This is a genomic window from Achromobacter sp., assembly GCF_049647645.1.
In the GTDB taxonomy this organism is placed as follows: domain Bacteria; phylum Pseudomonadota; class Gammaproteobacteria; order Burkholderiales; family Burkholderiaceae_B; genus Achromobacter.
Genome location: NZ_JBARYB010000270.1, coordinates 1 through 23,052, shown reverse-complemented (window position 1 = coordinate 23,052; position 23,052 = coordinate 1). Strand labels below are relative to the sequence as shown.

Sequence of the window (23,052 nt, the reverse complement as noted above, 5' to 3'; positions counted from 1 at the left end):
CCTCTACAGGAGTCCCCAAGGATGAAAAAGACGCTGCTCGCAGCCGCAATGTTCACTACTTTTGCAGGCGTCGCTCAGGCAGAATCGTCGGTAACTCTCTATGGTGTCATCGACACCGGCATCGGCTACAACAAGATCAAGGGCGATGGATACGACGGTAGCAAGATAGGCATGATCAACGGCATCCAGGCGGGCTCGCGCTGGGGCCTGCGCGGTTCGGACGACCTGGGCGACGGCCTGCGCGCCACGTTCACGCTGGAAAGCGGATTCGACTCCGCCAACGGCCAGCACGGACAGTCCGGCCGCCTGTTCGGCCGCCAGGCCACCATCGGCCTGGCCAACGACGCCTGGGGCTCGCTGGAGTTCGGCCGCCAGGCCACGATAGGCTCGAACTACCTCGCCGACATCGATCCCTTCTACACCAGCTATACGCAGTCCAACATGGGCCTGGGTTTCAGCGCAGCCAACACCATGCGCTGGGACAACATGGTGATGTACAAGACGCCTTCGGTGAACGGCTTTGAACTCGGCATCGGCTACTCGTTCAACGCGGACGACACGACCGCCGACCAGACCGGCTTCCGCACCGCCGACAACACCCGCGGCATCACCGCCGGCCTGCGCTACGTGCAGGGCCCGCTCAACGTTGCGCTGACCTACGACCAGCTCAACGGTTCCAACCGCGGCGCCATCGACCACGACGCCACGCCCCGCCAGTACGCGCTGGGCGTGTCCTACGACCTGGAAGTCGTGAAGCTCGCCGCCGCCTACGGCCGCACCACCGACGGCTGGTTTGTCGGCCAGGACCTGCCCGCCGGCACGCCCTTCAGCGACGAGTTCGGCACCAACCGTTTCGTGGACGGCTTCAAGGCCAACTCCTACATGCTGGGCGCGACCCTGCCGATGGGCGCCGGCTCCAGCCTGTTCGCGTCCTGGCAGCACGTATCGCCGAACAGCGACAAGCTGACTGGCGGCGACGCCAACATGAACGTCTGGAGCGTGGGCTACACCTACGACCTGTCCAAGCGCACCAACCTGTACGCCTACGGTTCGTACGGCAAGGACTACGCCTTCATCGACGGCCTGAAGAGCACGGCCGCCGGCATCGGCGTGCGCCACACGTTCTAAGCAAGACGGCGGAGCGGCCGCGGGGCCGCCTCCGCCGCTGGCGAATCCGTCCGATTCCCAGCCTCCTGGTACCGGGCTTTTTTAATATCGCCCGCGAGCCTGACGTCATCCGCATGTACGTCTAGGAGGCTCTCATGCACAAACCGCTCCCCCATGCTCCCGCCGGCCCTGCCGCTGGCACGCTCGCGGTGTACGCCGCGCTTGCGCCCGACCATCGCCAATTGATCCGGGACACCATGACCCAGGATCTCGACGCGCTGGAACAGGCCGCCGAAAAACCCGACGCCGTCGCGACGGCCCAGATGCTGCACCGCATACAGGGCGCGCTGCTGGCCTTGCAGATGCGCGCGCCAGCCTCGCACTTCGAAGCCCTGGAAGAGGAGCTTGCCGCAGGCCTGTCCGCCGCCGCTGCCGCCCGGATCCACGATCAGGCCACCGTCGTGCGCGGCCTCATGGACCGGCTTCATGCATGGCAACCTGCTGCCGTGCAATCTTCAGGAAACACGCGTCCCTCATGATCGGCTATCTTTGAAACCAGATCCTGAACGGACCATGACGTCGACCTCCCGCTCCCCGCGCGCTTTCCTCACCCACCGGCAACGCCTGTTGCGCACCCTGGCGGCGGCCTTGCTGCCGCTGGCCCTGGCGGCCTGCAATGGCGGCGACGACCATGACGACGCCCCTGTCGCCGTCACGCCTCCTCCGGCCGAGGAAACGCCGCCGCCCGTCGAAACCCAGCCGCCGCGCAACACCGCCTACCTGCAAGCCAAGGCGGGCGACGTCATCCAAGTCCGCATCGAGGAACTGCACCCCACTCAAGCCGCCATCGGCTATGACCAGATCTACTACAAGCTGGGCCGCTGGCAGGGTGACTTCGAACGCCCCACCTGGGCGGACAAGCCCGCGCAGCAGCTGGATTATCTGAATCGCACCGTCGGCAAGAAGTTCGACGACTACTGCGAGGACATGGGCGGCGCCGAGCGCGCGCAAGCATTCCAGACCATCGCCGAGGCGCGCGCCGCGCGCCTGGACCAGCCCGCCACCTTCGCTTGCAAGGAGGCGCCCGGCGCCAATGCGGCCAACCTAAAGACCGTGGTGGTCGGCTGGGACGGCAATCTGTACCTGACCGACGGCCACCATACCTTCTCGTCGCTGCGCGAAATCGCCGATGGCGGCCCCAAGCTGCCGGTCTGGGTCAAGGTCGACGCCAATTACAGCAGCCTCGCCAACGCCGCCGCTTTCTGGCAGCGCATGGTCGACGAACGCCGCGCCTGGCTGCGCGACGGCCAGAACCAGCCCATCACCGTGGACCAGTTGCCCGCCCGCCTGGGACTGGCCAGCATCCAGGAGGCCGGCGGCATGCAGGAAGACCGCTACCGCTCGCTGGTCTACTTCACCCGCGACATCGCTTACAGCAACGGTAATCTGCCGGAGTTCGCCGAGTTCCTATGGGGCGACTGGCTGCGCCGCCAGGCCGCGGGCGGCCAACTGCCCGGCCTGGACCAGTACAAGATGATGACGCCCGCCATGCCCGCGCAGATCCTAGCCGTCAGCACCCTGGACAAGAGCCTGGCGCCAGCCGGCGCGAACGACAGCTATGCCGCCGCGGTGCGGGACGCCTCCTTGAAGATGGCCGCATTGAAGGACAGCGACATCGTCTTCGACGACCGCGATGCCGCCGGTTTGGGGCGCATCGTCCTGGCGCCCGACGCCGCCAGCAGCTCGCCCACCAAGAAGGCGCGCGACACCCTGGAAGAGCTGCCGCGCAACGATGCCAAGGCCGACGGCGGCCCCCGGGGCGCGGGTAAGCTGTGGTTCGCTGTGAATTACCGCAACTGCGGCAAGCCCGCGGCCGGCACCTGCTGGGGCTGGTAGGCCACGGCGCCTGTCAGCCGCGCTAGGCGTCGATCTGCATGGCGGGCCGGGCCTGGACTCGGTCCATCCATGCCTGCACATGCGGATGGGAGGCCACCCTGGCGCCCAGATAGGCGCTATAGCCGACCACCGCCCCCACCACCAGGTCGGCAAGCGTATAGGCCGCGCCCAGCATCCAGGGCTGCCGCGACAAGTGGCCGTCCAGTACAGCCAGCAATCCATCCACGTCTTGCAGGACGCGTTCAGCCTCGGCGCCGCCGGGCGCGTCCTCGCCCTGCGTGGCGAGATACAGGCGCATCACCGCCGCGCCGTAGCTGACATAGGACCAGGCGCACCACGACATCGCCAACAGACGTTCGGGCGTGCCGGCGGCGGGCCACAGGCCACGCTCCACGCCAAAGCGCTCTCCCAGCCACAGCTGTATCGCCAGCGTCTCGAACAAGGGCGCGCCATCCACCGTCAGGGTGGGGACCTTGCCGTTGGGGTTCAGGGCCAGGAATTCGGGGCGGTGCTGCTCGCCGGTCCTGATGTCCACCTTGACGCGCTCGTGCGGCACAGCCAGTTCGGCAAGCGCGCAGGCCACCGGGGTCGCGCTGGACATGGGGTGCCAATAGAAGACGATAGACATGGGCAAATCTCCAATTCAATCAAGGGTTGAGCGTCGCGGCCCCTGCCGCGGACTACGGAAGCCACTGTAGGATCCATTGAGGACAGATTCCGCCCTCGATACGCGTTATCGTGCTGCCATGCTTACTTCCAGCAACCGCCTCCTGCGCCTGTTGTCGCTGCTGCAGACCCGCCGCCACTGGGCGGGAACCGAGCTGGCGGCGACGCTGGCCATCCATCCCCGCACCCTGCGGCGCGACATCGACAAGCTGCGCGAACTGGGCTACCCCATCCATGCCAGCAGCGGCGTGGCGGGCGGCTATGCCTTTCGCGCAGGGCAAGCCCTCCCGCCCCTGCTGCTGGACGACGAAGAAGCCCTGGCCGTGGCGCTCACCCTGCGCATAGCGGCCACCGGCACGGTGGGCGGCATAGAGGAAACCGCGTTGCGGGCGCTGGTGAAACTGGAGCAGGCCATGCCGCAGCGCCTGCGCCGCCGGGTGGATGCCTTGCGCTCAGCCATCGTGCCCATACCGCGCAATGGCGCCACCGTTGACGCCACGTTGCTGGCCACGCTGGCAGCCGCCTGCCGCGACCAACTGCGGCTCGGCTTCGACTACGCGGACGGCAAAGGCCGGGCTAGCACCCGGCTGGTGGAACCGCAAGGGCTGGCGCACACCGGGTATCGCTGGTATCTGGTGGCCTGGGACCCCGCGCGCGACGACTGGCGCACCTTCCGCATCGACCGCATCGCGGGCGTCCCGCAGGTCGGCGCACATTTCGCGCCGCGGCCCCCGCCCGAAGGCGGCGACCTGCGCGCCTATGTGTCGCGTTCGGTGAACATGACGCCGCATCCGGAATCCGCGCGCGTGGTCCTGCACGCGCCGCGCGCCGTCATGGCCGCGCGGATCCCGGCGGGCGCCGGCCAGGTCGAGCCCCTGGACGAAACGCGCTGCCTGCTGCAATGCGCCGTGCCTTCCCTGGACGCGCTGGTGTATTGGCTGATGGCGCTGGACGTGGAGTTCGAGGTTCTGGCCCCTGCGGCGCTGCGGGATCGCCTGCGGCTGGCGGCCGAAAGGCTGGCGCGCGCCTTGGAAAAAATGCCCGCGCCCGAAGCCGCTGGATAGGGGTCGGATTTGGCTGCTTTTCCGACGATCCCATTCTGTGTATTTCGCCCGCGATTCGAGTATCTTGGCTGCTTTCCAAATATTCCAGAAGATCACGCCATGAGCACCGTTCACAACGCCAGCCTGGGCGCCAGCGCCACGCCCGACGCCGACGCCTTTCTGCAATTCCTGGTCAACCTGGTGAACAACGGCAGCCAGATCGAGAGCATTGGCGTCACCCTGCAAATGGGTGGCATGCTGGTATCGGGTTCCATCGTGTCCGGCGCGGATTACTTCGACAGCTTCGCGGCCAGCTTCACGGGATCCCTGAACACCGTGGACGAAGCCACCCGCAAGGCAGTGCATGTCTCCCTGGCGGAATTGGGCGACGTCTTCCGGGTGCCGCAACCGGCGGATCCGCTGCCGAACTACATCCACCTCGCCGATGCCCTGTTCTTCACGGCCGATGGCACCCCAATCGCCGGACAGCCCACGCTCTGGCGCGGCCGCACCAGCGCGGTCGACGGCTTCATTCTGGGTCGCATGCAGGCCGAAGCGGCCGCCTGACGCCGCCTGGCGCCCGTCCCTTACGGATCTCCCCCGCGCCGGCCTATCCGGCGCGGGGCGCGTATCTTCGCAAAAACCACTACGCTATCGGTTTGCCTCCGACCTCAACCTTGAGCCCGATCGTCCTATCTCCGCTTGAAACCAGGGCTCGCCTGACGGCACTCCCTCGCATGGAAAGACTCCGAATCGTCCTGGTCGACGACCATCCCCTGGTCTTGATGGGGATGCGCGACCTGCTGGAAAAGGACCTCAATTTCGAGGTCACGGCTACCCTGCCCGGGCCAACCGCGCTGATCCAGCACCTGCAACGCGACGCGCCGCATGTGGTCATTACCGACTATTCCATGCCGGGCGACGATACCTACGGCGACGGCATCCGTCTGGTCAAGTACCTGACTCGGCACTACCCGCAGGTCCAGATCGTGGTGCTGACCATGGTGTCGAATTCCATGATCATCTCGGCGCTCTACGACGCCGGCGTCGCCGCCGTGGTGCTCAAGCGCGACAATCTCAGCGAAATCATGACCGCGCTGGAAACCCTGCATGCTGGACGAAAATACTATCCGCCCGGCTTCCAGCGCGACGGCGCCGCGGACGAACGCAGCAAGTTCATCGGCGAACGCATCAACAGCCTGTCGCCCAAGGAATTCGAAGTGCTGCGCCATTTCATCCGCGGCGAATCCATGATGCAGGTGGCGGACGCGCTCAAGCGCAGCGTGAAGACGGTCAGCGGCCAAAAAATATCGGCCATGCGCAAGCTCAACGTCCGCACTGACCAGGAACTGGTCGCCTTCTGCGTGGAAAGCGAGATTTTCCAGTAGGATTTCCGTCTTTCGCAGAAATCCAGGCAGGAACGCGCGGCATGACGCAAGTAGCAAGCGGGATAGTGGCGGGCCAGGAAGTGGACCGCAAAATGATGCAGGCCTTGCTGGAACAGTCCGCCGGGCGTGCGCTGTCGTTCCAGGACTGCGACTTCCAGGACGCGGATTTCTCGCGCCTGGATTTGCGCGGCGCGCGGCTGACGGGCTGCGCGATCGCGGGAGCCTCCTTCCAGGGCGCCAACCTGGCCGACTCGGCCTGGCTGCGCTGCCGCGGCGGCCAGGTCAACTTCGCCTCGTGCGACGCCAGCGACGCTGTCTTCGAAAACTGCGACCTCAACAATGCCAGCTGGCGTCGCGCGCGGTTGGCGGCGGCCCGCTTCCAGGGCTGCAAGCTCACCGGCAGCGATTTCGACGGCATCGCCTGCCTCGGCTGGTCCTTGCAGGAATGCCTGTTGGTCGGCGCACTGCTGCGCGGCCTGTCATTTCGCAAGAGCGACGTGCTGCAGCTGGACTTCTCCGATGCCGACCTGACCGGCAGCGATTTCCGCGACACCGTGTTCCATGGCGGCAGCCTGCGCAACGCCATCCTGAAGAACGTTCGCTTCGAAGGCGCTGACCTGCGCGAAGCCGATCTCGGCGGCCTGGACCTGAACTCGGCCGCGCGTCTGGCCGGCGCCACCATCTCCAAGACTCAGGCGGCGGCGCTACTGGCCGAGCTGCGCATCAGCGTGATCTGAGGCGCGCCGGCTGCGGCGGACGAAGCGTTGCTCGACCACCACGCTGCCCCACTGCCTGCCCTCGGATTCCTCCGCCAGCGTGAAGCCCGCGACCTCGTAGAGATGCCTGGCGGCATCCAGCCCCTTGAAGGTCCACAAGTACGTTTCATCGTAGTTCGTGTCGACAAAGGCCATGGCCCGTTCCAGCAGCGCGCGGCCCACGCCCATACCGCGCAGCGAGTCGTCGACGATGAACCAGCGCAGGTGCGCCTGGCGCGTGGCCAGATCGCCATCGATGACGATCGAAGCCAGCGTCCTGCCGTTGTCCACGTAGAGCCAGATGTTCTTGCCCGCGGCAGGGAGACCTTCGGCGAACTCGGCCAGCTCGACCGCCACCTTGCGTTCGAAGTACACCCCGAAACCCGAGGCCTGCGCGTAATAGCGCGCATGCAGGCTGGCCACGTCGCCGATGCAGCCGGGCAGGTAGCCGACGCGGATCTGGTCTTCGATGCCGCTGGAGGCGGCAGGCGCGATGTTGGGATTCTCGTGCGACAGGGCGTCGGCATAGAGCGAGAGGAAGCGGATCAGCGACTGCTGATCCGCCGGCGCCAGCTGCCGCAAGGCGCGTGAGACCTGGTCCGTGGCGAACTGGTCGATCTGCGCCCGCAGCCTGTTCCCCGCCTCGCTCAAGTACAGCCGCGAGGAGCGGGCGTCTGCGCTGTCGGTCTCGCGCGTCAGCAGCCCGACGGATTCCAATTTGGCGACCTGGCGGCTGGTATTGGACTTGTCCAGCCTGAGTATGGCCGCCAGGTCGCGCGCCGGTATGCCCGGCTGCAGCCCGATCTCGATGATGGCATGGACCGCGGATGGCGCCAGTTCGCTGCCTGCCAGCGAACTGCGCATGAAGCCCAGTTCACGCACCAGTTTGCGGGAAAACTCCCGCAGGTCCCGGATGGTCTGGTCGCGGGATTGCATGGGGGTGTCGATCAGATCCATGGCGCGCCTTTAAAGTTGCGATTCGCAACTAATATACTTGCGAAGCGCAACCAACTCAATATCTTTTATCGGCGTCCCTGCCGCGGCCTACCGGGGCCGCTTGAAGCCGGCGCGCGCCGCCTCGACCGCCTGGCGGCAGACGCAGCCGCTCATATGGTCATTGACCATGCCGACCGCCTGCATGAAGGCGTACATGGTCGTCGGGCCCACGAAGGTCCAGCCGCGCTTCTTCAGGTCGCGCGACAGCGCCGCCGACGCCGGCGAAGTCGGATTGCCATTCCAGTAGTCCAGGTCCACCATCGCGGGCCTGTCGTGTTCTCCTGGTTCATGGCTCCAGAGCCAGGCCGATATTGAACCCGTTTCATCGGCCAGGGCCCGCGCGCGCTTGGCGTTGTTGATGGCGGACAGGATCTTGCTGCGGTTGCGCACGATGCCGGCGTCGCCCATCAGGCGCTCGACGTCGCGCTCGGTGTAGCGCGCCACCCGCTCGAAATCGAAGTCGTCGAAGGCCGCGCGGAACGCTTCGCGCTTGCGCAGGATCGTGATCCAGGCCATGCCGGCCTGAAAGCCCTCCAGGCAGATCTTCTCGTACAGGCGGCGGTCGTCCGCCACCGGCATGCCCCATTCGTGGTCGTGATAGTCGGGCATGGACGGCTGCCAGAAGCAGCGCGCCACGCCCTGCTCGTCCTTGACCAGGCCCGGATTGCTCTGGCTCATCTCATTCGTCGTCATGCGGGCTTACTGTTTGCCAGGCACCGGGCAGCTCATGTCGCCTTCCTCGCACTTCAGATAGGCCCGCAATTCCTTCGTCCGCGCCTGCGTCAGCTTGTCCAGGCACAGGCTCAGGACCATGGGATAGGCGCTGCCGCCCGACGTGCCTCCGGACGCGAAGGCGCACTCCGCGTCGCGGAAGAACAGCCAGGCTTTCTGGGCGGCATGCAGCTGCGTAGCCGTGTCCCGGTCGTTCTTCAGGCGCGCGTTCACTTCCTTGTAGGCGGCGTTCAAGTCGGCGTCGGACTTGCGGTACGCCTGGTCGGCGCACAGGCTCATGTCCGTCTGCGTGGCCGCTTTGCCGCAGTCCAGCGCCTGCGCCTGCGCGCTTGCGGCCAGCGCAAGGGCGGCAGCGGCGGTCATGATGGCGATACGCATGGAATTCCTCCTGTTTGGCTCGGTGAACCGGGAAAGTGTCGCATGGAACAATGACTCCCCGCAGCGGCGGCCCCGCCGCCAGTGGCCTAAGATGGCGGCTATGAAGATCCAATTGCTCTCAGATTTGCACCTTGAAACCGACCCGGACTTCGTGGCGCGGCCCGCGCCCGGCGCCGATCTGCTGGTGCTGGCCGGAGACATAGGCTCCTACCGCCGCGGCTCGCTCATGACCGGGACGGACTTCGGCCTGGGCAGCTACGCGCCGCGCATGGGCTGGCCCACGCCTGTGGTGTACGTGCCCGGCAACCACGAATACGACAACGTGGATTTCGACGAAACCCACGAGCGGCTGCGCGTGCTTTGCGAGGAACTCGGCATCCACTGGCTGGAACGCGAGACACTGGTGATCGACGGGGTGCGCTTCATCGGCACCACGCTATGGACGGATTTCGACGCGCTGGCCGCCCCCGGAGACACGGTGGGCGCAGCCCTGAAAAAGCGCGAGAAGGCTTTCCGCGCGGCGGACTTCTACCTGGAAAAGGCCGAGATGCGCCGCAACGGCGCGCCCTTCATGGCAGAACAGATGCGCGAGCAAGGGTTGCTCTGCCAGCAGTGGCTGCAAGCCGCCCTGCGCGTACCCCACGACGGTCCAACCGTGGCGATCACCCACTTCGCTCCCACGCTGGCAAGCGCGGATCCGCGCTACGGCGTCACCCCGGGCACGGCTGGCTTCTGCAGCGCGCTGGACGCCCTGCTGCCCCTGGCCGACGTCTGGATGCACGGCCATCTTCACTGTCCGCAGGACTACGTGAAGGACGGCTGCCGCATCGTGGCCAATCCGCTGGGCTACGCCAAAAAGGGGGAGCAGAACGACTTCGCGCCGGATCGTTTGTGGGAGGTGACGACGCCTGGAACTTGAGGCGTCAGCCAGATCACTGCTTCGCCCCCTTTTCAAGCTGGTCGCGCAGCCGTTCCTCCTGGGCGCGCAGCTCCGGCGTGAATTCCTCGCCGAAGTCATCGGCCTCGTACAGCGGGCGGATTTCGATATCGGACGGGCCCGGCATCGGATTGGGACAGCGCTTGACCCATTCGATCGCCTCTTCCAGGGAGGCGCACTCCCAGAGCCAATAGCCGGCGATCAATTCCTTGGTTTCCGCGAAGGGGCCGTCTATCACTTGCCGACTGCTGCCGGAAAAATGAACCCGCGCACCCTCGGAACTCGGTTTCAGGCCGTCACCGGCCAGCATCACGCCCGCCTTGACCAGTTCCTCGTTGAACCGCCCCATGTCTGCCAACAACTGCTGAGTGGGCATCACCGCTGCTTCGCTATCGGCGGTGGCCCTGACTTGAACCATGAATCGCATCTCGGTCTCCTTGTGTGGATGGTGGAACTTGCATGCTCCATCGACACGACGAACCGCGCCAGGCGAAATCGACATTCGCCGCGAAAAAAAATGTATCCAGGGCCGGATCGGCACGACTTCCCCCAAGAAAAAACCCATGACGCTCCTGAGAGCATCATGGGTCCCGGCCACCCTCGCGGACGGGGCGGTCAGCCCGTCACGGCGCCGGATTCGGCTGGCGGGCGTGGATCTTGTCGATCGCCTCCAGCACCTCCGCCGACAGGGTCACGTCCACGCTGTCGATGTTTTCCTTCAGCTGTTCCAGCGTCGTGGCGCCGATCAGGTTGCTGGTGACGAAGGGGCGCTGGTTGACCCACGCCAGGGCCATGTGGGTAGGCGAAATGCCGTGCGCGCGCGCCAGCTCGACGTAGGCGCGGGTGGCGGCCTCGGCCTGCTCGTTGCTGTAGCGCGTGAAGCGCGTGTACAGCGTCAACCGGGCGCCGGCCGGACGGGCGCCGTCCAGATACTTGCCGCAAAGCATGCCCATCGCCAGCGGCGAATAGGCCAGCAAGCCCACGCCTTCGTGGTGCGAATATTCCGACAAGCCGATCTCGTAGACGCGGTTCAGCAGGCTGTAGGCGTTCTGGATGGTCGCGATGCGCGGCAGCGCTTTGTTCTCCGCATGCCGCAGGAACTGCCCGACGCCCCAGGGCGTTTCGTTGGACACGCCGATGTGGCGCACCTTGCCGGCGCGCACGAAGTCCTGCAACACCTCCAGCGTTTCCTCGATCGGCACGGTGTATTCATCCTGGACCCAGGGATAGGACAGCTTGCCGAAGGTGGCGGTGGTACGGTCGGGCCAGTGCAGCTGGTACAGATCCAGGTAGTCCGTCTGCAGGCGCTTCAGGCTGGCGTCCAGGGCCGCGGTCAGATTCTTGCGGTCGAGATGCGTCTTGCCGTCGCGGATGTGGCCGGGGCGCTTGGCGTCGCGCACCGGGCCCGCAACCTTGCTGGCCAGCACGATATCCTGGCGCCGCTTGCTGCGCGCCAGCCAGGTGCCGATATAGGTTTCGGTCAAGCCTTGCGTTTCGGGTTTGGGAGGCACCGGATACATCTCGGCGACGTCAACCAGATTGATGCCACGTTCCAGGGCGTAGTCCAGTTGCTGGTGCGCCTCGGCTTCGGTGTTCTGCTCGCCCCAGGTCATGGTGCCCAGTCCGATCAGGCTGACATCCAGGTCGGTACGGCCGAGTTTGCGGTATTTCAATTTCTGCTCCGTGCGGTGTCGCTTACAAGGGAAGCGACACCTTACTCCAAGACGGTTTTCAAATACCTGGCAACGCCCCCGGCTGCGGGTTATTCGCCCCTTGCCCGCCCCGTTCCTCTCGGCATACGCTTTATCCCCAAATAACCACCGGAAATCAAAGTGCTGCGCGAAATTGATGAAACCTACGTGTTTTTCATCTGCGTCATCGTTTGCCTGGCCATCATCGAGCTGGGTTTCTGGTTGGGGCGCAAGCGCCGCCGGGCCTCCGACGACGCCGCCAAGACCCACATCGGCGCGCTCCAGACCGCGCTGCTGGGTCTGCTGGCGCTGCTGCTGGGTTTTACCTTCGCCATGTCGGTGACGCGTTTCGAGACGCGCAAGAACCTGGTGCTGGAAGAGGCCAACGCCATCGGCAACGCCTACTGGCGTTCGCAGCTGCTGCCGCCCGCCGCCCGCGAACCTATCGCGAAACTGCTACTCGACTACACGACGACGGCGCTGGAGTTCAGCGATGCCGACAATGACAAGGAACGCCTGACAGCGGCCAGCGCGGCTTCACGGCGCATCGAGCGCCAGATACGGAGCACCGCGGCAAGCGTCCTGGAAAGTCCGCCCTCGATTTCCACCATCATGTTCATCCAGGCCATCAACGAGATGGCGCAGGTCAACGAGAAGCGCCGCGTCGCGCTGGAAAACCACGTTCCCGAGCCCGTCTTCTATCTGCTCTTCATCGTCACGGCGGGCGCCATGGGCTTCATCGCCTACGGGACCGGGCTGCACAAGCGCAGGCGGTTGATCTCGACCGGCCTGTTCGCCATGCTCATTTCCCTGGTGCTGACGTTCATCCTGGACATCGATCAGCCCGCCACCGGCGTCATCACGGTCAGCCAGGAAAGCATGGTGCGGATGAAGACGACGCTGGAGCAGGAGCGGTAGGCGCGGCCACGATCACAGCCGCGCCAGAAGATCCGGCGCAAGGGCGCCGAGCTTCACCTCGCCTCGCGGCGCTTCAGTTCGCCTTGCCCGTCGAGACCAGCGCCAACACCGGCGCCGCAGACTCGCCCGCGTCCGCACAGGCGGCCGGGCTGCGCTCCGCCAGCGCTTCCAGCAGATCGGCCGACGGCACGAAGAACAGGCCGCCCGTAACCGCGCGGCTGAAGTCGAGCAGGCGGTCGTAGTTGCCGGGCGGACGTCCGACGAACATGTTTTCCAGCATCAGTTCGATGGGACGCGGCGAACGCGCGTAACCGATGAAGTAGGTGCCGAACTCCCCTGCCCCCGGCCGGCCGAACGGCATGTTGTCGCGCAGGATCTTCAGTTCCTGGCCATTTTCCTCGATGGTCGTCAGGGCGCTGTGCGAAGACGTAGGCTTGATGTCATCGTCCAGTTCCACGTTGGACCACTTGTGGCGGCCAATGACGCCTTCCTGGCTCTCGACCGTCAACGCGTTCCATGCCGCCATGTCGTGCAGGTACTTCTGCACCAGCACATAGCTGCCGCCGGCGAACTCGGCATCCTCTTCGCCGACGACGGTGAAGTCGAGCGCCTCGCGCCCTTCGGGGTTCTCGGTCCCGTCGACGAAGCCGATGATGGCGCGCCGGTCGAAGTAACGGAAGCCATGGACTTCATCCACCACGGTCACGGCATCGCCCAGCCCGTCGAGCAGCAAGGTCGCCAGTTCGAAACAGAAATCCATCGAATCGGCGCGGATGTGCAAGAGCAGATCTCCCGGCGTGGCGACGGCCAGGCGCTCGCCCGAACCGAATTCGCGGAAAGGGTGCAGCGCAGCCGGGCGCGGCGCGCCGAAAAGCGTGTCCCAGGCCTTGGAGCCGAAGGCGGTGACACAGGAGAGATTCTGCTCGGGCGCGCGCGTGGACACCGTGCGGACAACGCCTGCGACGTCGGCGCACCAGTCGCGCACCGTGCCGGCTGCGGCGGCGCCTTCGTTGAGCGTGGCGACCATGAAAATCGCGTGGCGGGTGGTCGTGTTGTGTACGGCTTGGGATGCGGGTTGGCGGTCGGACATCGGATCGGGGACCTCAAAAAAAACGAGCGCGGCGGCGCGGAAAGGCTAGTCCGATTCTAAGCGCGGACTGTGACGGGGTGAACCCAGCTCGTTACGGCGCCGCCCTCAGCCACTCGCTCACCACATCCAGCACGATGCGGCTTTGCTCGCGGTGGGGGACATGGCCGCAGTTCTCAAGCAGCAAGGCGCGCGCGCCCGCCAGGGCGACGAGCCTGTCCTGGTGCTTGGGAGAGCCGTATTCGTCGACTTCGCCGTGCAAAGCCAGCACCGGGCAACGGACCTGGCGCAACGGCTCGTCCAGATTCCAATCGGCGAAGTCCGGCGACAGCCAGGTATCGATCCAGGCGCCCAGGACCCATGCGGCCTTTTCGCCGTGGTACTTCTTCAGGCGGTCCAGCTGGCCGGGTTCGGCGAAGCTCTGCCTGGCCGCGCGTATGCCTTCCAGCGTACGGTCTTCGGCGAACATCTGCGCGGACTCGGTGATCAGCGCCCGGCAATCGTCGGCGTAGACGCCGGCGCTGCAGACGGCCATGCCGCCGCCCACGCTGTGGCCGAACCCCACGAAGGCGCCAATGTCCAGGGCTTCGCGCAGGCAATGGAATCCGTTCCGCGCCTCTTCTTCCACGAAGCTGGGCTCAAACACGGCGGTATTGGGATCGGAGCGGCCAAAGCCCAGGCGGTCGTAGGCGATGACGCTGCGTCCGGTCGCTTGCGCCAGCTGTTCGGGGAAATCCCGCCACAGCTCCACGCAACCCAGCGAATCGTGGAACATCACGATGGGCGCCGCGGCCACCTCATCCCCTGCGGGGTCCCAGCGCCGAGCGAATAAACGGCCCTGGCTGGTGTGCACGTAGACATCCTGGCTGGTAATGGCAAGCATGAAAAGTCCTGGGGAGAGGATGTGGCGATGCGCCATCGCACCGCGCCCCGATTATAGGAAAGCCCGCAGCCTCACCGCAGGCCGGACACCACGCCGGCCGCAATGATGAGCAGCACCAGCGCGGAAATCGCCGTGTAGGCGTAGTCGCGCTCGCGCAGGAAGATGGCTAGCATTAGCGCCACCCGCGCCACTGGCAGCAGAATGAAGAGGGCCACCCCGGCCTTGACCAGTTCGAGTCCGCGCAGGCCGGCCTGCGCTTGCGGCAGAAAATCAAAGGCCATGCCCGCGGCGATGAGGGCCGAGGCAATCCATGTTCCATACCACAGCAAGCCGGCGATGATCCGGTCGCGCCGCGCCTGCCTGTCTGCCGCCTGCGTCATGCCGGGCCTCCCGGAGTATGCACGCCCAGCGCGCTCAGCAGCATCTGCATCGCCAGCAGGGACAGCACGATGACGAAGAAGAGGCGCAGTTTGGCCGCAGGCAGGCCCATCAACAGGCGGGCGCCCAGCAGCGCGCCCGCGACCGAACCCAGCGCGACGGGACCGGCGATGCCGATGTCGATGTCGCCGCGCACGAAGTAGGCGCCTGCACTGGCTGCGGCCGTCACGCCGATCATGAAGTTGGAGGTGGCGGACGAGACCTTGATGGGCAGCTTCAACGCGGCGTCCATGGCAGGGATCTTGAGCACGCCCGAGCCTATGCCGAGCAAGGCCGAAATCAGGCCGGCGCCGTACATCAGCGACAGGCCCAGCGGCACGCGGTCCACCTGATAGTGCACCTCGCGACCCAGCGCGCGGTCGGGAAAACTGGAATGCAGGCGCAGCGCCGTGGCCCAGCTTGCAGCGCCGGGCGCGATGGCGACGGCTTCGCGGCGGCGCGCCAGCATCTGTTGGGCGGACAGCGCCAGGATGATCGCGAACAAGCCGTATAGGAATTCGGTCGAAACGATGCCGATGAGGAATACGCCTGTCAGCGCGCCCAGCGTGGTGGCGGTCTCCAGCACGATCGCCAGCCGGACGTTGGTCAGCCGCCCCTTCAGGAACGGCGCCGCGCTGCCGCAGGAACAGGCGATCACCGAGATGATGCTGGCCCCGATGGCCACATGGATGTCCACGCCGAACAGCAGCGTCAGGATGGGCACGATGAAGATGCCGCTGGCCATCCCCAGCACTCCGCCCAGGGCGCTGGCGCCGAAGGCGGCGGCGAACAGCCAGAAGAGGGTCGACGTCTCCATGGCCGCCGGCTCAGGTCCGCTTGCGCGGTTGCCGCGACAGGCGGGTGGCGAACCGGATCAGGTCGCCGCGGTAATACAGCTTTTCGTAGTCGACCGGCCGCTGTCCCTCGGTGTAGGAGGTGCGCTCGATCAGGAAGATCGGACTTCCCACGGCAACGCCCAGCGCCTGGGCGACGCGCTCATCCGCCGTCACCGCTTCAAGCTGATACTCGGCCTCGATCAGCGGCAGGTCGTAGCGCAATTCCAGGAGGTCGAAGATGGGTTCGGCTTCCAGGTCGTTGCTGGCGACCTTTTCGCCTACGTCCAGCGGCAGATAGGTTTCATCGAACGACATGGCCACGCCGTCCGCGAGCCGCACGCGCTCGATGCGGTAGACCTGCGCGCCACGCGTCACGCCCAGTTGGCGCGCCACGTCTGCCGGGGCCGGCACCGGCCGCTTGTCCAGCAGGCGCGCCGTCGCCTGGCGGCCGAGCGCGTCCATGTCTTCGACGAATCCGCTCAGGGCCGTCAGCGCCTGCGTCAGCTTGGGCTCCGTGACGAACGTGCCCTTGCCGCGCCGGATTTCCACCAGCCCGCGGGCAACCAGGTTCTCCACCGCCTTGCGCACCGTGGTGCGACTGACGGCGAAGCGCTCGATCAGTTGGTCTTCGGTTGGCAACTGGCTGCCGGGCGCCAGGCCGCCGGCCGCGATTTCCGCGACCAGCGCCGTTTCCACCCGGGCGTAGAGCGGAGCATATTCGGAGTCGTTTTGCATGGAGACATCATAACATCATGATGTCATGATGATGTAAACAACATCCCGCGTTACAACGGCGCAGCCAGCAACTGGTAGTCTTCGCAGGCCCGGCCGGCGCCTCCCGCGCCGGCGTCACTATCAAGCGAGACACGATATGAGCAGTTTCATGCACAGCGCCTCCGTACCCGTCCTGACGCAAATGCTGTCGGCCCTGTCCGATGTGCTGAAGAAGGCGGAAGCCCACGCCACGGAAAAGAACATCGATCCGGACGCATACCTCGGCGCCCGCCTGTTCCCCGACATGTTCCCGCTGTCGCGCCAGGTACAGATCGCGTCGGATTTTGCCAAAGGCATCGCCTCGCGCCTGGCCGGCGCCGAAGTGCCGTCGTGGCCGGACAGCGAGGCCAGCTTCGCCGGCCTGCAAGCCCTGATCGCCAAGACGCTGGAGCACCTGGGTTCCTTCGGCCCTGAACAGTTCGCACAGAGCGAAGCCCGCGAAATCGTGCTGCGTCCGGGCACCCCGAAGGAAAAGAAGCTGAGCGGCAGCGCCTACCTGCTGCACTATGGCCTGCCGCAGTTCTTCTTCCACGTCACCACGGCCTACGACATCCTGCGCCACAACGGCGTGGAAATCGGCAAGCGCGATTACATGGGCAAGTATTGATCCACCACTGCGGGCCCCTGCCGCGGGGCCCGCGCCCGGCTACTCCGCGTAGCCGGGATTGCGGCGGTCCAGCCGGCGCAGCAAGCCCGGCCAGGCCAACATGGCCTTGTGCGCGCGGTCGGCCTGCGATTCCACCGTCGCATTCTTCAGGATGTCGGGCGGAATGTAGGTCAGCTCGCCGCCGGCCTGGGCCCGCACCTGCACCATGCATGCGGCTTCCAGCCGGTGCATCGCCTGGAAGGCTTCGGCCATGCTCTGCCCGACGGTCAACAGGCCGTGGTTGCGCAGGATCAGATAAGAGTTGCTGCCCAGGTCCCGCACCAGACGCGGCTGTTCCTCGGGATTGAGCGCCAGGCCCTCGTAGTCGTGGTAGCTGAGCGAACGCAGCACGATGAACGCGAACTGCGACAGCGGCAGCAGCCCGGCCTTCTGCGCCGACACCGCCACCCCATTGATGGAATGCGTGTGCAGCACGCACATGGCGTCCTTGCGGGCCGCGTGAATACAGCTATGGATGGTGAAGCCGGCCGGATTGATGTCGTATTCCGACTCCATGACCTTGCGCCCGTCCAGGTCGATCTTGACCAGGCTGGATGCGGTGATTTCGTCGAACATCATGCCGTAAGGGTTGATCAGGAAATGTTCGGTCCCCGGCACCTTGGCCGTGATGTGGGTGAAGATCAGGTCGTCCCAGCCGAACAGCGCCACCAAGCGGTATAGCGCCGCCAGATCCTTGCGGACCTCCCATTCCGTAGCGCTGACCTGTTCGCGCACGCTGACGCCCTTGCCTGCCGTATCCATGTTGTCTCCGTGTCTTGATGATTGCCCGCGGCGATTGCGCAGGCGCTGTCAGGCACTTTATTCGTTTTGCCTGCGGCCGGCACGCTGCGCGGCCAAGGGGCGGCCACCGCCCCTGCCGAGAATTCACATATGTGATGGAAATGGCGGAACGTCATTCCTATGATTCCGCTCAATAGCAGCCCAGCACAGATGCCCAGCCCCGCCATGTCCGTTGATCTTCCCGATACCGATTTCCGTATCCACCAGCTGGTCAGCCGGCATCTGCCTGGCCTGGCCGCGCATACCGCCCTGATTTCCGATGAAGGAAGCTGGACCTATGCGGAACTCGACGCGGTGGTCGATGCGCTGGCCGCCTATCTGCGGGCCCAGGGCCTGCGGGCGGGCGACCGCCTGCTGATCGCCGGAGAAAGCGGCGGCACCCAGCTGGCCGCCGTGCTGGCCTGCAGCCGCCTGGACGCCTGGGCGGTGGTCGTCAACGCCCGCATGACCGGCATCGAGGTCGACGCGATCAAGGCGCACTGCGAGCCGCGGCTGTTGCTTGCCACCAGCGGCCTGTCGGCGCAAGCCCAAGCCCACGGACTGCGCCATGGCGCGCGCGAAGTCGAGCTTGCCGGCCTGCGCTTTGCCTGCACCGAAGCGGATCCCGCGGCGCAAGCCGAACCCGCGCAAGCAGACTCGCGCGAACAGGTGGCGGTGATGATCTACACCAGCGGCACCACCGGCACGCCCAAGGGCGTGATGCTTACGCATGCCAACCTGGGCCATTCTTCCGCCGTCGCGCGCCATGCCCGCGGCACCGGCCCGGACGACCGCATCTATTCGGCGCTGCCCATCTCGCATGTGTACGGCCTGAGCACCGTGGCCCTGGCCGCGATGGGCGCGGGCGCAACCCTGCAGCTGGCCAGCCGCTTCGACGTCGCGCATGCGGTCGCCGCACTGGCGGGCGGCATCACCATGCTGCATGGCGTGCCCGCCATGTACGTGCGCCTGCTGCAAGCCCATGAACAAGGCACGCCGGTGCCCGCGCCGCGGGTGCGCCTGCTGCATTGCGGCGGCGCGCCGCTGGATCCGTCGCTCAAGGCGCGCATCGAGGCGATCTTCGGCGAACCGATAAACAATGGCTACGGCCTCACCGAGGCCTCGCCGACGATCAGCATGGTGCCCTACCGCCAACGGCGCTCCGACCTGAGCGTGGGCTACCTGATCCCTGGCATGCAGGCCCGCATCGTCGGCGAAGACGGCCAGGAGGTGGTGCGCGGCGAAGTGGGCGAACTCCAGGTGCGCGGCCCCAATGTCATGAAGGGGTATTACAAGGCGCCCGAGCAGACCGCACTGGCGCTGGACACCGAGGGCTGGCTGCGCACCGGCGACCTGCTGCGCGAAGAGCCGGACGGCGCGCTGTTCGTGATGGGCCGGATCAAGGACTTGATCATCCGCTCCGGCTTCAACGTCTACCCCAGCGAAGTCGAGGCCGCGCTGAACGCCTATGCGGGTGTGCGCCAGTCCTGCGTGGTCGGCGTGCCGCGCGATGGCGACGAGCAGATCATCGCCTTTGTCGAAGCGGAAGACGGCCGCAGCGTCGAGGCGGAAGCCTTGCAGGCCTTTGCGCGCGAGCGCCTGGCGCCCTACAAGCGCCCGCAGAAAATCATCCTGCTTTCCAGGCTGCCAGCGGCAGATAATGGAAAGATCCTCCGCAAGGCCGTCGTCGACATGGCGCGCGCGCACTGCAACTGACTTACCAAAACAAAATATCCATCCACAGGAGACAACCATGAAATTCGCAGCACGAAGGCATTTCCTGGCGGCCGCCGCCGCGCTGGCCGCGGTTTGCAGCCTGCCGGCGCAGGCGGCCGACAACGCCTGGCCCGAGAAGCCGATCCGCTTCATCGTGCCCAGCGCCGCGGGCGGCGGGGCCGACACGGTCGCGCGCCTGCTGGCCCAGCACATCGGCGGCGTGCTCAAGCAACCCATCGTGGTCGAGAACCGCGCCGGGGGTTCGGGCGTCATCGCCGGCAACGCCGTGCTGGGCGCGCCGGCCGACGGCTATACGTTCATGCTGGGCTTCACCACCATGTCGCAGCTGCCGGCCACCTCGACGGTCAAGATCCCGTACCAGGTTGATCGCGATTTCATTCCGGTATCCCTGGTCGCCCGCTCATCCAACGTGCTCGTCGTCAACCGCAGCGGCGCGGACGTGGATTCGGTCAAGGCCCTGGTGGAAGCGCTGCGCGCCTCTCCCCTGAAATACAGCTACGGGTCCTACGGCAACGGTTCGACCGGCCATTTCCTGGGCGCGCAGTTCCTGCAGGAAACCAAGACCAACGCGCAGCACGTGCCGTACAAGGGCGCCGCGCCCATGATGTCCGACCTGCTCGGCGGCGTGGTCACCTTCGCCTTTCCCGACATCGGCTCGGCCTTGCCGCACCTGAACTCGGATCGCCTGCGCGTGCTGGCCGTGACCGGCGACAAGCGCATGGCGACCCTGCCGCAAACGCCCACCATGACGGAACTCGGCTACCAGGGCTTCAACCTGGGCGCCTGGTTCGGCCTGTTCGCGGCCAAGGGCACGCCCGACGCCATCGTCCAGGCCATGTCGGCGCAAATTGCCGGCGCGGTCAAGGCGCCCGAGGTCCAGTCCAAGCTCGTCGGCATGAACCTGGATCCCGTCGGCAGCGATCCCAAGACCTTCGCCACCTTCTTCCAGACCGATCTGAAGCGCTGGGCCGAACTGGCGGACAAGGCCAACATCCGCACCGACTGATCCCGAGGCACGCCATGTCCCGATCCTCCCGCCGGCTCGAACTCCCGGACGCGTCCATCAAGGACAGCACGCGCGACCTGGGCCAGCGCTCGGTCAAATCGGCCCAGCGCGTGCTCGAACTGATCGAGTTGCTCGAACAGCTCGGGCGTCCGGTCACGCTGGCGGAGATCGTGCGCGCCAGCGGCTATCCCCAATCCAGCACCTGGATGCTGGTGCAGACGCTGATGCGCATGGGCTATCTATGCCACAACCCGGACGACGGCACCTACATGCCCAGCCTGCGGCTCAACATGCTGGGCGGCTGGGTCCATGACCTGGCCCTGCCCCGCAGCAACCTGCGCCTGGCCATGCGCGCGCTGGGCGAACGGCTGGGCCTGAGCATCATCCTCGGCCAGCGCAGCGGCCGCTATGTCCAGTACGCGCACGTGCTCTACGGCGCCAAGGACCGCAAGACCCAGGTTCCCATCGGCGTCGTGCGTCCGCTGATCGACACCGGCATGGGCTACGCGCTGCTCGCGCAACTGCCGGACGACGAGGTGTGCGCCATCGCCAGCGTCTGCCTGGCGCGCGCCGAACACGAATCGCCGGTCACCACCCTGCGCCAGGTTCTCGGCATCGTCGACAAGGCCCGCGAGGCTGGCTTCGTCTACTCGCATCGGCTGCAGAGCGCCAATCGCGCCTCCTTCTCCTTCGCGCTGGTCAGCGACCCCGGCGCCGGCGACCGCACCGGCCTGATGGCCCTGGCCATCGCCGGCACGCGCCAGGACATGGCAGCGCGCCTGCCCGACATCCCCGGCACGGTCAATGACGTCGTCGCCGAATTCCTGCCCGACGTGCCGATACATATCGAAGCCGCCGCCCCCATTTCGCCAATCTGAAGGCATCCCCTGGAGCGATCACCAACATGGATATTGAAGTCACGCCCGAAGAGCGGCAATTCCGCCAGGAAGTCCGCAGCTTCGCGCAGGCCCACCTGCCCGCAAGCGTCCGCCGCAAAGTGCTGTACGGCGAAAAGCTGGAAAAGCAGGAGTACGTCGATTGGCAGCGGCATCTGCACCGCCAGGGCTGGATCGCGCCCGCATGGCCCGTACAGTACGGCGGCACCGGCTGGAGCCTGGGCAAGCAGCGCATCTTCCTGCATGAGCTGGCGCTGCAATGCGCGCCCGAGACCATTCCGTTCGGCATCGCAATGGTCGGTCCGGTGATCTACACCTTCGGTTCGGACGAACAGAAAGCCCAGTACCTGCCCGCGATTCTGGCTTCGGAAACCTGGTGGTGCCAGGGCTTCTCGGAACCCAACGCCGGCTCCGACCTGGCTTCGCTACGTACCCGCGCGGTGGACTGCGGCGACCACTATCTGCTCAACGGCCAAAAGGCCTGGACCACCCACGGGCGCCACGCCGACATGATGTTCTGCCTGGCGCGCACCAGCGACACGGGCAAGCCGCAGCAAGGGATCTCGTTCCTGTTGCTCGACATGAAGACCCCGGGCATCGAGGTCCGGCCGGTGCGCACCATCGACGAAGGCGCCAGCATCTGCGAGGTGTTCTTCAACGACGTGCGCGTGCCGAAGTCGGGCCTGGTCGGCAAGGAAGGCGAAGGCTGGACCTACGCCAAGTTCCTGCTCGGCCACGAGCGCGCCATGATCGCCCGCGTCGGCCGCTCGCGCATGCAGCTGGCGCGCGCGCTGCGCCTGGCCTCGCATCCGCTCGCCGACGGCAGCCGCCCCATCGACAACCCGATCTACCGGCAGCGCCTGTGCGACATCGAGGCGCGTCTGCGCGCGCTGGAATTGACCGAGCTGCGCGCCCTGTCGGCCTACCGTCCGGGAGCCGGCTTCGACATCGCCGATTCCTCCATGCTGAAGATCGAAGGCTCCGAGATCTGCCAGGTCTTGACCGAGCTGCTGCTGGACCTCGCCGGCCGCTACGGCATGGTCTACACCGGCCGCTACACCCAATCGCCCATCGGCGACACCACGGCGCACGGCCTGCTGGGGGACCACTTGTTCAACCGCGTGGCCACGATCTACGGCGGCAGCTCGGAAATCCAGAAGTCCGTGATCGCCAAGAGCCGATTCCAGAAATAAGCAAGGACACGCCATGAACCTGAACCTCTCCGAAGAACAAGAGATGATCCGCGCGAGCGTGTTCGATTACTTCTCGACCGCTTACGGCTTCGACCGCCATCTCGAACGGCTGGCAAACCCCGGCGGGGCCGACCGCGCCGCCTGGCAGGCCATGGGCGAGCTGGGCTGGCTGGGGCTGACCGTGCCGCAGGACGACGGCGGCCTGGGCCTGGGACCGCAGGAAACCATGCTGTTGATGGAAGGCGCCGGCGCCGCGCTCAGCACCGAGCCACTGCTGGCCAGCGCGGTGC

At 66.1% G+C, this 23,052-nt stretch carries 27 protein-coding genes; 15 read left to right on the top strand and 12 right to left on the bottom strand.

Features of this window, described 5'->3' with window-relative positions; translation table 11 throughout:
* Positions 1–21: 21 nt before the first annotated feature.
* The 3 genes from WBB14_RS31035 (at position 22) to WBB14_RS31025 (ending at position 3,003) form a co-directional block, all read left to right on the top strand.
* On the top strand, positions 22–1,128 hold the full coding sequence (locus tag WBB14_RS31035) for a porin (RefSeq protein WP_424243177.1): 1,107 nt from the start codon (positions 22–24) through the stop codon (positions 1,126–1,128).
* A 134-nt stretch (positions 1,129–1,262) separates the two neighbouring features.
* Complete coding sequence (locus WBB14_RS31030; protein WP_424243176.1) at positions 1,263–1,646, top strand: hypothetical protein; 384 nt, start codon at positions 1,263–1,265, stop codon at positions 1,644–1,646.
* A gap of 34 nt (positions 1,647–1,680) precedes the next feature.
* On the top strand, positions 1,681–3,003 hold the full coding sequence (locus WBB14_RS31025) for a ParB/Srx family N-terminal domain-containing protein (protein WP_424243175.1): 1,323 nt from the start codon (positions 1,681–1,683) through the stop codon (positions 3,001–3,003).
* 22 nt (positions 3,004–3,025) lie between these two features.
* Here the strand turns inward: WBB14_RS31025 and WBB14_RS31020 are convergent, their stop codons facing one another.
* Positions 3,026–3,631 (bottom strand): glutathione S-transferase family protein, encoded by a 606-nt coding sequence (locus tag WBB14_RS31020; RefSeq protein WP_424243174.1) that lies wholly within the window; start codon positions 3,629–3,631, stop codon positions 3,026–3,028.
* 118 nt (positions 3,632–3,749) lie between these two features.
* Here WBB14_RS31020 and WBB14_RS31015 point away from each other — a divergent pair, with 118 nt between their 5' ends.
* The 4 genes from WBB14_RS31015 (at position 3,750) to WBB14_RS31000 (ending at position 6,837) form a co-directional block, all read left to right on the top strand.
* Positions 3,750–4,733 carry a helix-turn-helix transcriptional regulator gene (locus tag WBB14_RS31015; RefSeq protein WP_424243173.1) on the top strand — a complete coding sequence of 328 codons (984 nt, stop codon included), beginning with the start codon at positions 3,750–3,752 and terminating at the stop codon, positions 4,731–4,733.
* Positions 4,734–4,832: 99 nt separating this feature from the next.
* Positions 4,833–5,279, top strand: a complete 447-nt coding sequence (gene gvpU / locus WBB14_RS31010; protein ID WP_424243172.1) for a gas vesicle accessory protein GvpU — start codon at positions 4,833–4,835, stop codon at positions 5,277–5,279.
* A gap of 170 nt (positions 5,280–5,449) precedes the next feature.
* Complete coding sequence (locus WBB14_RS31005) at positions 5,450–6,100, top strand: response regulator (RefSeq protein WP_424243171.1); 651 nt, start codon at positions 5,450–5,452, stop codon at positions 6,098–6,100.
* A gap of 41 nt (positions 6,101–6,141) precedes the next feature.
* Positions 6,142–6,837 carry a pentapeptide repeat-containing protein gene (locus WBB14_RS31000; protein WP_424243170.1) on the top strand — a complete coding sequence of 232 codons (696 nt, stop codon included), beginning with the start codon at positions 6,142–6,144 and terminating at the stop codon, positions 6,835–6,837.
* Here WBB14_RS31000 and WBB14_RS30995 read toward each other — a convergent pair.
* The 3 genes from WBB14_RS30995 to WBB14_RS30985 all read right to left on the bottom strand — a co-directional run bounded on the left by WBB14_RS30995 (position 6,805) and on the right by WBB14_RS30985 (position 8,961).
* Complete coding sequence (locus WBB14_RS30995) at positions 6,805–7,812, bottom strand: bifunctional helix-turn-helix transcriptional regulator/GNAT family N-acetyltransferase (protein WP_424243169.1); 1,008 nt, start codon at positions 7,810–7,812, stop codon at positions 6,805–6,807. The genes WBB14_RS31000 and WBB14_RS30995 overlap by 33 nt on opposite strands.
* 87 nt (positions 7,813–7,899) lie before the next feature.
* Positions 7,900–8,544: a DNA-3-methyladenine glycosylase I gene (locus WBB14_RS30990; protein ID WP_424243168.1), complete on the bottom strand. Its 645-nt coding sequence runs from the start codon at positions 8,542–8,544 to the stop codon at positions 7,900–7,902.
* 6 nt (positions 8,545–8,550) lie between these two features.
* A complete protein-coding gene (locus WBB14_RS30985; RefSeq protein WP_424243167.1) occupies positions 8,551–8,961 on the bottom strand; it encodes a lysozyme inhibitor LprI family protein in 411 nt (136 codons plus the stop codon).
* A gap of 100 nt (positions 8,962–9,061) precedes the next feature.
* Between WBB14_RS30985 and WBB14_RS30980 the strand changes: the two genes are divergently transcribed.
* Positions 9,062–9,880, top strand: a complete 819-nt coding sequence (locus WBB14_RS30980; RefSeq protein ID WP_424243166.1) for a metallophosphoesterase — start codon at positions 9,062–9,064, stop codon at positions 9,878–9,880.
* A gap of 13 nt (positions 9,881–9,893) precedes the next feature.
* Here WBB14_RS30980 and WBB14_RS30975 read toward each other — a convergent pair whose 3' ends face one another.
* The gene (locus WBB14_RS30975; protein WP_332012771.1) at positions 9,894–10,325 is read right to left on the bottom strand and encodes a YciI family protein; all 432 of its coding nucleotides are present in this window, start codon (positions 10,323–10,325) and stop codon (positions 9,894–9,896) included.
* Positions 10,326–10,521: 196 nt separating this feature from the next.
* The gene (locus tag WBB14_RS30970; RefSeq protein ID WP_424243165.1) at positions 10,522–11,571 is read right to left on the bottom strand and encodes an NADP(H)-dependent aldo-keto reductase; all 1,050 of its coding nucleotides are present in this window, start codon (positions 11,569–11,571) and stop codon (positions 10,522–10,524) included.
* Positions 11,572–11,730: 159 nt separating this feature from the next.
* Between WBB14_RS30970 and WBB14_RS30965 the strand changes: the two genes are divergently transcribed.
* A complete protein-coding gene (locus tag WBB14_RS30965) occupies positions 11,731–12,507 on the top strand; it encodes a hypothetical protein (RefSeq protein ID WP_424243164.1) in 777 nt (258 codons plus the stop codon).
* Positions 12,508–12,580: 73 nt separating this feature from the next.
* Here WBB14_RS30965 and WBB14_RS30960 read toward each other — a convergent pair whose 3' ends face one another.
* The 5 genes from WBB14_RS30960 to WBB14_RS30940 form a co-directional block, all read right to left on the bottom strand.
* Positions 12,581–13,597: a Dyp-type peroxidase gene (locus tag WBB14_RS30960; RefSeq protein ID WP_424243163.1), complete on the bottom strand. Its 1,017-nt coding sequence runs from the start codon at positions 13,595–13,597 to the stop codon at positions 12,581–12,583.
* A 91-nt stretch (positions 13,598–13,688) separates the two neighbouring features.
* Positions 13,689–14,477: an alpha/beta fold hydrolase gene (locus WBB14_RS30955; protein WP_424243162.1), complete on the bottom strand. Its 789-nt coding sequence runs from the start codon at positions 14,475–14,477 to the stop codon at positions 13,689–13,691.
* A 71-nt stretch (positions 14,478–14,548) separates the two neighbouring features.
* Positions 14,549–14,857 (bottom strand): DUF1634 domain-containing protein, encoded by a 309-nt coding sequence (locus tag WBB14_RS30950; protein WP_424243161.1) that lies wholly within the window; start codon positions 14,855–14,857, stop codon positions 14,549–14,551.
* Positions 14,854–15,711, bottom strand: coding sequence for a sulfite exporter TauE/SafE family protein (locus WBB14_RS30945; protein ID WP_424243160.1), 858 nt, complete (start codon positions 15,709–15,711; stop codon positions 14,854–14,856). The genes WBB14_RS30950 and WBB14_RS30945 overlap by 4 nt, the downstream gene beginning before the upstream one ends.
* A 10-nt stretch (positions 15,712–15,721) precedes the next feature.
* A complete protein-coding gene (locus tag WBB14_RS30940; protein WP_424243159.1) occupies positions 15,722–16,465 on the bottom strand; it encodes a GntR family transcriptional regulator in 744 nt (247 codons plus the stop codon).
* Positions 16,466–16,601: 136 nt separating this feature from the next.
* On the opposite strand from WBB14_RS30940, the gene WBB14_RS30935 reads away from it, so the two are divergent.
* Positions 16,602–17,111, top strand: a complete 510-nt coding sequence (locus WBB14_RS30935) for a DUF1993 domain-containing protein (RefSeq protein ID WP_424243158.1) — start codon at positions 16,602–16,604, stop codon at positions 17,109–17,111.
* 39 nt (positions 17,112–17,150) lie between these two features.
* Here the strand turns inward: WBB14_RS30935 and WBB14_RS30930 are convergent, their stop codons facing one another.
* Positions 17,151–17,912 (bottom strand): class II aldolase/adducin family protein, encoded by a 762-nt coding sequence (locus WBB14_RS30930; protein WP_424243157.1) that lies wholly within the window; start codon positions 17,910–17,912, stop codon positions 17,151–17,153.
* A 204-nt stretch (positions 17,913–18,116) separates the two neighbouring features.
* On the opposite strand from WBB14_RS30930, the gene WBB14_RS30925 reads away from it, so the two are divergent.
* The 5 genes from WBB14_RS30925 to WBB14_RS30905 all read left to right on the top strand — a co-directional run.
* Positions 18,117–19,646 carry a class I adenylate-forming enzyme family protein gene (locus WBB14_RS30925; RefSeq protein WP_424243156.1) on the top strand — a complete coding sequence of 510 codons (1,530 nt, stop codon included), beginning with the start codon at positions 18,117–18,119 and terminating at the stop codon, positions 19,644–19,646.
* 37 nt (positions 19,647–19,683) lie between these two features.
* Positions 19,684–20,673 carry a Bug family tripartite tricarboxylate transporter substrate binding protein gene (locus WBB14_RS30920; RefSeq protein WP_424243155.1) on the top strand — a complete coding sequence of 330 codons (990 nt, stop codon included), beginning with the start codon at positions 19,684–19,686 and terminating at the stop codon, positions 20,671–20,673.
* Positions 20,674–20,687: 14 nt separating this feature from the next.
* The gene (locus WBB14_RS30915; protein ID WP_424243154.1) at positions 20,688–21,551 is read left to right on the top strand and encodes an IclR family transcriptional regulator; all 864 of its coding nucleotides are present in this window, start codon (positions 20,688–20,690) and stop codon (positions 21,549–21,551) included.
* A gap of 26 nt (positions 21,552–21,577) precedes the next feature.
* On the top strand, positions 21,578–22,762 hold the full coding sequence (locus WBB14_RS30910; protein ID WP_424243153.1) for an acyl-CoA dehydrogenase family protein: 1,185 nt from the start codon (positions 21,578–21,580) through the stop codon (positions 22,760–22,762).
* A gap of 13 nt (positions 22,763–22,775) precedes the next feature.
* Positions 22,776–23,052, top strand: a 277-nt coding sequence (locus WBB14_RS30905) for an acyl-CoA dehydrogenase family protein (protein WP_424243152.1), incomplete at its 3' end; no start/stop codon positions are given.